At 35.1% G+C, this 7449-nt stretch carries 9 protein-coding genes; 5 read left to right on the forward strand and 4 right to left on the reverse strand.

What is annotated here, in order from left to right; genetic code table 11:
- Positions 1–908: histidine--tRNA ligase (locus tag ACIQ2S_RS09335; protein ID WP_396175281.1), on the reverse strand; the 908-nt coding region annotated here is incomplete at its 3' end.
- A gap of 177 nt (positions 909–1085) precedes the next feature.
- Here ACIQ2S_RS09335 and ACIQ2S_RS09340 point away from each other — a divergent pair.
- Positions 1086–2336 (forward strand): ABC transporter permease, encoded by a 1251-nt coding sequence (locus tag ACIQ2S_RS09340; RefSeq protein WP_396175283.1) that lies wholly within the window; start codon positions 1086–1088, stop codon positions 2334–2336.
- A 2-nt stretch (positions 2337–2338) separates the two neighbouring features.
- On the opposite strand, the gene prmC is transcribed toward ACIQ2S_RS09340, so the two are convergent.
- Positions 2339–3184, reverse strand: coding sequence for a peptide chain release factor N(5)-glutamine methyltransferase (gene prmC / locus ACIQ2S_RS09345; RefSeq protein WP_396175285.1), 846 nt, complete (start codon positions 3182–3184; stop codon positions 2339–2341).
- Positions 3185–3206: 22 nt separating this feature from the next.
- Positions 3207–3686 (reverse strand): GNAT family N-acetyltransferase, encoded by a 480-nt coding sequence (locus ACIQ2S_RS09350; RefSeq protein WP_396175287.1) that lies wholly within the window; start codon positions 3684–3686, stop codon positions 3207–3209.
- A gap of 80 nt (positions 3687–3766) precedes the next feature.
- Between ACIQ2S_RS09350 and ribD the strand changes: the two genes are divergently transcribed.
- From ribD to ACIQ2S_RS09370, 4 genes are read left to right on the forward strand one after another with little or no spacing between them, the layout of a single operon-like run.
- Complete coding sequence (ribD, locus tag ACIQ2S_RS09355; protein ID WP_396175289.1) at positions 3767–4807, forward strand: bifunctional diaminohydroxyphosphoribosylaminopyrimidine deaminase/5-amino-6-(5-phosphoribosylamino)uracil reductase RibD; 1041 nt, start codon at positions 3767–3769, stop codon at positions 4805–4807.
- Positions 4800–5408, forward strand: coding sequence for an HAD family hydrolase (locus tag ACIQ2S_RS09360; RefSeq protein WP_396175291.1), 609 nt, complete (start codon positions 4800–4802; stop codon positions 5406–5408). Before ribD ends, ACIQ2S_RS09360 begins: the two co-directional genes overlap by 8 nt.
- Positions 5405–6265 carry an EamA family transporter gene (locus tag ACIQ2S_RS09365; protein WP_396175293.1) on the forward strand — a complete coding sequence of 287 codons (861 nt, stop codon included), beginning with the start codon at positions 5405–5407 and terminating at the stop codon, positions 6263–6265. The genes ACIQ2S_RS09360 and ACIQ2S_RS09365 overlap by 4 nt, the downstream gene beginning before the upstream one ends.
- On the forward strand, positions 6266–6877 hold the full coding sequence (locus ACIQ2S_RS09370; protein ID WP_396175295.1) for an IMPACT family protein: 612 nt from the start codon (positions 6266–6268) through the stop codon (positions 6875–6877). It begins immediately after the preceding gene.
- On the opposite strand, the gene ACIQ2S_RS09375 is transcribed toward ACIQ2S_RS09370, so the two are convergent.
- A complete protein-coding gene (locus ACIQ2S_RS09375) occupies positions 6874–7290 on the reverse strand; it encodes an acyl-CoA thioesterase (protein ID WP_396175297.1) in 417 nt (138 codons plus the stop codon). The genes ACIQ2S_RS09370 and ACIQ2S_RS09375 overlap by 4 nt on opposite strands.
- Positions 7291–7449 lie beyond the last annotated feature (159 nt).

Here is a 7449-nt window from a genome sequence, read left to right on the forward strand (position 1 = left end):
CCCGTATAATAATTTAGACCTCTTGCAAGAGTCACATCCAAATCGATGACTGCTGTTTGCAAACCTAATTTTTCTATGGTCTCACAAATGAATTGCAATTCCTCTACACCTTTTTTACCTTCTTCTGAAGAAGCTAATAACTGATTTAATTGTTCGATTTTTTGAGCAACTGTTCCGGTAAATTGAAACAGCGGTTGCACTTTTTCAATGGCTTCAGGTGAAATTCCTTTTTCAAGCATTTCATTTTTCACACCTTCCTCTCCTATTTTATCTAACTTATCCAAAGCAACTGTAAAATCAATTAATTTGTCCTTCGCACCAATCACTTCGGCGATACCCGAAAGTACTTTTCGATTATTAATTTTGATGGTTGCACCGCCCAATCCTAAATCAGTAAAAACGGCGTCATATAATTGTACCAACTCCACTTCCTGCCACAATGAGGTAGAACCTACCACATCGGCATCGCATTGGTAAAACTCTCTAAATCTTCCTTTTTGCGGACGATCGGCACGCCAAACAGGTTGAATTTGATACCGCTTAAACGGAAATTCAATTTCGTTTTGGTGTTGCACCACATAACGAGCAAAAGGAACTGTTAAGTCGTAACGTAAAGCTTTTTCGGAGATTTTTGAAGTTAGTTTTTTGTAATCAACAACATTCAATTCATCTGCACCAACTTTATCCAAATAATCTCCCGAATTCAATATCTTAAAAATCAACCGATCGCCTTCGTCGCCATATTTTCCCATCAAGGTTTCTGAATTTTCAAACGATGGTGTTTCAATGGGCTGAAATCCGAAAAGCTCAAAATGATGTTTCATTTTTGAACTAATGTAATTGCGTTTGGCTACTTCTGCCGGTGAAAAATCTCTCGTTCCTTTGGGAATACTTGGTTTTTGAGCCATTTTAGGATTAATTATAAAGTTTGATGCTGCCTTTTTTGCCTGCTTTGCAGGAGATTGCTAGTTCGACTTCGTCATTTTTCGGAATGACAAAAAAGAAAAGCTCTGCAAATATCTTACTTTTTAAAGAATTTCAAGAAACTTGTAACAAATATTGTAAAAACGAGTCCTATTTGCATCATGACAGGATTAGTAAAAGAAAACATCAAAATTGCATTAGGTTCCATCAAAACCCAATTGCTCCGAACGATATTAACCATTCTGATTATAGCCATAGGAATTACTGCGTTGGTTAGTATATTAACAGTGGTATCCGCCTTAGAAAACGATTTGTCGTCGAACTTTTCATCGATGGGAGCCAATACGTTTAATGTGCGATTGTACGACATGGAAATTCGCATTGGTGGCGGTCGTCGCGGTCAAGAACGAGAAAAAATAAATCCAAATATAACGTATACCGAAGCCAAAGCATTTAAGGATAAATTTAATTATCCCTTGGCTTACACTTCGCTTTCTTTTGACGCTACTTCAAATGCAGAAGTAAAGTATGAAAACCAAAAAACAGATCCGGAAATAAGTGTGTTGGGTGTTGACGAAAATTACATGAACAATTCTGGATTAGAATTGGAAAGTGGACGAAATTTCAGCAGTTTCGACATCGACAACAATATTAATGTTTGCGTATTGGGTTCCGATTTTCAAAAAGGTCTCTTCAAAGACACCAACCCTATCGATAAAATCATCTCCATGCGTGGTGCCAAATTCAAAGTCATCGGTATTTTGAAAGAGAAAGGCTCCACTTTTGGAAACAGTCAGGATTTACGAGTATTTATTCCTATTCAAACCGCACGATCGTTGTACACGCTACCTAATGTGAACTATAATTTAAGTGTTTTGGTAGAGAAAAAGGAATTATTAGATGCTTCCATTGATGATGCCATTCAAACCATGCGAAATGTTCGAAATTTAAGTCCGGTGGAAGAAAACAATTTCAGTATCGTCAGAAGTGACGAGTTAATTAATACCATTCTATCCATCACAGGTGCTTTGGGAGCTTCTGCATGGGTGATTGGAATTATTACCATTTTTGGTTCTTCCATTGCATTGATGAATATCATGCTGGTTTCTGTAACCGAACGAACCCGCGAAATCGGTGTTCGTAAAGCTTTAGGTGCCCGACGAAAAACCATCGCATTTCAATTCTTTACAGAAACAATTGTTATTGGTCAGTTAGGTGGACTACTTGGTATCATTCTAGGAATTTTAATTGGTTCGATTGCCGCTTCTATATTTGATTTTGCCTTTGTCATTCCGTGGAATGCAATTTTTGCAGCAGTTACGACAAGTTTTATAGTGGCATTGATTTCGGGACTTTACCCGGCTCTGAAAGCAGCAAAATTAGACCCAATTGAAGCTCTGCGTCACGAATAATTTTATTTAGTTGCTCTTAGCATTCGGTCATTTCCATAAATATCTTTGCGAAGTTCTATTTGTGTAAAACCATACGATTTTACTAATGCAATCGTTTCAGGACCCAAATATTGGTTGATTTCAAAAAACAATTGTCCGTTTGGTGTCAGGAATTCGTGAGCTAAACTGCAAATTTTTCTATAAAAAAGTAACGAATCATTGTCGTCCACAAAAAGAGCTAAGTGTGGTTCAAATTGCAGTACATTCGCAGCAATTTTCTCTTTTTCAAGGTTACGCACATACGGTGGATTGGAAACAATAACATCGAAAAGCTGATGCAGCTTTGTGGCAGTTAAAATATCTTGTTGAAGAAAAGTGACAGCTACTTCATTGATTACTGCATTTTTACTGGCAACTTCTAGTGCCTTTTCAGAAATATCTAGTGCACAAATAGTTGCTGTTGGCAAATTCTTTTTTAAAGCAATCGGAATACAACCGCTTCCCGTTCCGATGTCCAAAATAGAACTACATGCTTCATTTAAATGGCTTTCAAGTATCCACTGCACCAATTCCTCGGTTTCCGGTCTTGGAATTAAAGTGTTTTCGTTCACATAAAAAGTCAACCCATAAAAAGACGTTTCACCTAAAATATACTGAATGGGCTTCTGCGTTTTAAGTTGGTTTAAAACGGTATTCCACTTTTGCTGTTCTTCCAAAGTAATTTCAAAATTGGGATGCAAAGCCAAATCAACCCGCTTTATTTGATGAAATTTTTCAAGTGTTAAATAGAAAAATTGATCAATTTCCATTGTATCAAAAAACGTTGCTAATTCGTTTTGAAAAAGGTCTTTGTATTTTTTTACAAGCATTTTAAACAATGAATCTACTAATTTATAAATCTTTCAACATCCAAACCGGACAGGAAGTGTGACCTGTGCAACCCATTGGAGCATCGATGTAGGCAAAACCAAATTTTTTATATAATTTTTGTGCATCATGCATGTAGGGCATGGTTTCCAGGTAACACTGCTCATAGCCAAAAGAGCGTGCTTCGTCTAAACATTGTTGCATCATTTGCATTCCTAAACCCAGTCCGCGAGCTTCCGGTAGAAAATACATTTTTTGCAATTCACAAATGGTTTCACTTTCATTCGCCAACTGACTAATTCCGGCTCCTCCTATTATTTGGTTGTTATGTTCCACTACAAAATAACGGCTTCTATTCACCGAATACGTTTCAAACATACAATCTAATGATGCATCCGCATAGGCGGTTCCCACTTTTGGGACATTGTGTTCAATTAAAACCGTTCGAATAACTTTTGCTACTGCTTGATTATCTGCTTCTTGAATGGGTCGGATTTGGGTCATAAAACTAGAATTCTGAAATTCATGGGTAAAAGTAAAACTATTTCGACTTTAATGAGCAAAAAGCTTAAATTTGTGTCTCTATGAATCACAAAATTTACATGCAACGATGCATTCAATTAGCCAAAAACGGTTTGGGAACTACCTATCCCAATCCGCTGGTTGGAAGCGTCATTGTGCATGAAGGAAAAATTATTGGCGAAGGTTGGCATCAAAAAGCGGGAGCACCACATGCTGAAGCAAATGCGATTAATTCGGTAAAAAATAAAATATTACTTCCTCAATCAACTATTTATGTCAGCTTAGAACCTTGCAGTCATTTTGGAAAAACACCTCCCTGTAGTGATTTAATTATTCAGTATAAAATTCCAAAAGTAGTTATTGGTACTGTTGATCCCAATGAAAAGGTAGCTGGGAAAGGTATAGAAAAACTAAAAAGTGCAGGGGTTGAAGTGACGGTTGGACTATTAGAAAAAAAATGTGTTGCACTCAACAAACGTTTTTTTGCGTATCACAATCGCCAACGACCGTATATCATTTTAAAATGGGCAGAAAGTGCAGATGGATTTTTGGCTCCTGAACAAAAATCGGAAAAAAAACCGGTTTGGATTACCAATCCATATTCCCGACAATTAGTGCACAAATGGCGAACAGAAGAAGAAGCAATTTTAGTTGGAACAACAACAGTTTTAGAAGACAACCCGCAATTAAACAGTCGTGATTGGTTTGGGAAAAATCCACTACGACTTGTAATCGATCGATTGGGAAAAATCTCAAATAACTATGAAGTAAAAGACAAATTGCAAAAATCAATTATTTTTACGGAACAAGAAAATAGTTTTACCGATGAAAATTTAATCTATGAAAATTGTATCTTTGATAGTTTACTGCCAAATAAAATAATTGCTCATTTATATCAAATAGGTATTCAATCAGTTATTATTGAAGGAGGCCAAAAAACACTTCAAACCTTTATTGACGCCAATTTGTGGGATGAAGCAAGAATATTTAAAGGAACTGATTATTTTAAAAAAGGTTGCAAAGCCCCCTCAATATCAGGTAAAATTATAGCTCAAAGCAAAAGTTTAAACGACCAACTTTTAATTCTTAAAAATCATGATTAATGCAATAATTTTCGACTTTGGTGATGTTTTTATCAATCTGGATAAACCGGCATTAGAAAAATCATTCCGTGATTTAGGCTTAAAAGAATGGTATCAAGATTTGGACCAACTAAACAAACGTTTTGAAGTGGGCAAATGCTCTGAACTTGAATTTATTGAGGGTTTTCAGAAATATTTACCTCATGCATCAATTCATGATATCAGAAAGGCGTGGAATTCGGTTTTGGGAAAGTTTCCTTTACATCGATTAGAATTTTTACAAAGTCTAAAAGGCAAATACCGACTATTTTTATTGTCAAATACAGATGAAATTCACATCAGCCATTTTGAACACCGGGAAGGCATGTCGTTTACCCGTGATTTTTACAATTGCTTCGATAAAATCTATTTTTCTTATGAAATGGGTATCAGAAAACCGGATGTTGAAGTATTCAAATTGCTGATTAACAAACATGAACTATCGCCCAAACGAACACTATTTATTGATGATAGAAAAGACAATACAGATGCTGCAGCCTCTTTAGGATTGGAGGTTTGGCATTTACAAGTGGGTCAGGAAGATGTGACCGATTTATTTGCTAAAAAAATTATTACGCTGTGATTTACATTTTGCTTAGCGTACTTTTTAACGCGGTTCTTTTTATTATTTTAAAGTTATTTTCCAAATTTGATATCAATACCTTACAGGCATTAGTAGTTAATTATTTTACTGCTTTTGTAATGGGTCTTCTTTTTTTAGAAGGTGGCTTTGTTTACTCAGAAATTATACAAAAGCCATGGTTTCCTGGTAGTTTCATGTTGGGATTTTTATTTATCGCCGTATTCTACGTAACTGCATTAACTGCTCAGCAAAATGGATTATCTGTTGCTTCGGTAGCTTCCAAAATGTCAGTAATCATTCCCGTATGTTTTGGAATGTATTTATACAATGAGTCCATGGGTATCCTTAAAATAATTGGTGTGTTACTGGCATTGATTGCAGTGTATTTTTCATCAAAAAAAGAAGTGGGAAGTGTGTCTGATTACAAAAACTTACTACTACCTGCAATGGTTTTTGTGGGTGCAGGAGCCATTGACACCAGTTTAAAAATAATGCAAAATAATTATTTGAGCTCAAACGAAATTGGTTTGTTTTCTTCGCACACCTTTTTAATGGCATTTTCTGTGGGTGTATTTCTGATCGGTTTCAACATCTTGAAAAACAAAATGAAAATCACCGGAAAAAGTATTCTTGGCGGAATCGTCTTAGGTATTCCAAACTATTTTTCTCTATATTATTTAATCAAAATGTTAGATAGCCAGGTTTTTGAAAGTTCTACTATTTTTACCATTCACAATGTTGCAATAGTTATTGTTTCAACATTAATTGGCATTCTGTTTTTTAAAGAAAAAATATCCTTGCGAAATGGCATCGGAATTACTTTAGCGTTGATTGCGATTTATTTAGTTACTAATTAAATGAGCGTAAAGGATACGTATAAAACCATTTTGACACCTTCAGAGGAAGTGCTTTTCAAAGAAAAGAACAGTAAATTTTTCGGGCAAGCTTTTCCTGTCAGTTCAGAAGAAGATGTAAAAACAATACTTGAACAACTAAAAAAAATGCATTTTTCTGCCCGGCATTGGTGCTATGCTTACCAAATAGGAATAGAAAAAATTAGTTTTCGTGCCAATGACGATGGTGAACCAAACAATAGTGCAGGAATGCCTATTTACGGACAGATACAATCATTTGACGTAACAAATATACTAGTGGTGGTGGTTCGATACTTTGGCGGAGTTAAACTAGGGGTAGGCGGACTCATTACTGCCTATAAAACAGCTACCCAACTTACAATGGAAGCTTGTGATATAATCGAAAAAACAATCGACAGTGTTTTTGTAATCACCTATGCGTATAAAAACATGAATAAAGTCATGCGAATAGTAAAAGAAAAAAATATTTTAATCGTGTCTAAGAAACTCGGAGAAAACTGTCAGCTAAAAATAGCCGTTCGAAAAAAAAATGCCAAAGAAATCTTCGACATTTTTTCTAATCTTTTTGAAGTCACCATTATAAAAGCAGATTAATTTTCTTGTAATTCCAATTTTTCAATAATCTCCTTGATGTTTTTAGGCGGTACTATTGGCTTGCCTGTTTTTATATCAACAAACACCAAAACAAAATCGGCAGTTGTTAACAGCTCTCCTTTTTCATTCTCAATTTTACAAGCAAATTCAATCTTTACAGACGTCTGATTTTTGAATGAAGTGATCACTGTAAGTACATCATCATAACGTGCTGGTTTTTTGTAATTTATATTAATATTAACAATTGGAAGTGCTACTCCATTCTCTTCCATACTTTTATAGGATATACCTTGGCTTCGCAACCACTCTACCCTACCTATCTCAAAGTAAGGCAGGTAGTTACCGTGATAAACTACTCCCATTTGATCGGTCTCCGAATAACGGACTCTAACTTGTAATTGATGTTCTTTCATATGTTATTTGTACTATTTTTCTTGGTGCTATTTTTATAAAAATTAAAACATCTTTACAACAATTTTTTTATAAAATCAATAGCAATTAATTTTTTTTTAAGGTTTTTTGTTCACATATTTGTTAACCCAAAATTTACAAAAGAAAACCTCTTTTTCAAT

Source organism: Flavobacterium sp., from assembly GCF_044371705.1.
Classification (GTDB): domain Bacteria; phylum Bacteroidota; class Bacteroidia; order Flavobacteriales; family Flavobacteriaceae; genus Flavobacterium.

What these genes read in the sequence shown, in the direction of transcription:
- ACIQ2S_RS09370 (WP_396175295.1), top strand. Translation starts at nt 6,266, where the DNA reads ATGAGCGTAAAGGATACGTATAAAACCATTTTGACACCTTCAGAGGAA.
- prmC (WP_396175285.1), bottom strand. Translation starts at nt 3,184, where the DNA reads ATGCTTGTAAAAAAATACAAAGACCTTTTTCAAAACGAATTAGCAACG.
- ACIQ2S_RS09340 (WP_396175283.1), top strand. Translation starts at nt 1,086, where the DNA reads ATGACAGGATTAGTAAAAGAAAACATCAAAATTGCATTAGGTTCCATC.
- ACIQ2S_RS09360 (WP_396175291.1), top strand. Translation starts at nt 4,800, where the DNA reads ATGATTAATGCAATAATTTTCGACTTTGGTGATGTTTTTATCAATCTG.
- ACIQ2S_RS09350 (WP_396175287.1), bottom strand. Translation starts at nt 3,686, where the DNA reads ATGACCCAAATCCGACCCATTCAAGAAGCAGATAATCAAGCAGTAGCA.
- ribD (WP_396175289.1), top strand. Translation starts at nt 3,767, where the DNA reads ATGAATCACAAAATTTACATGCAACGATGCATTCAATTAGCCAAAAAC.
- ACIQ2S_RS09375 (WP_396175297.1), bottom strand. Translation starts at nt 7,290, where the DNA reads ATGAAAGAACATCAATTACAAGTTAGAGTCCGTTATTCGGAGACCGAT.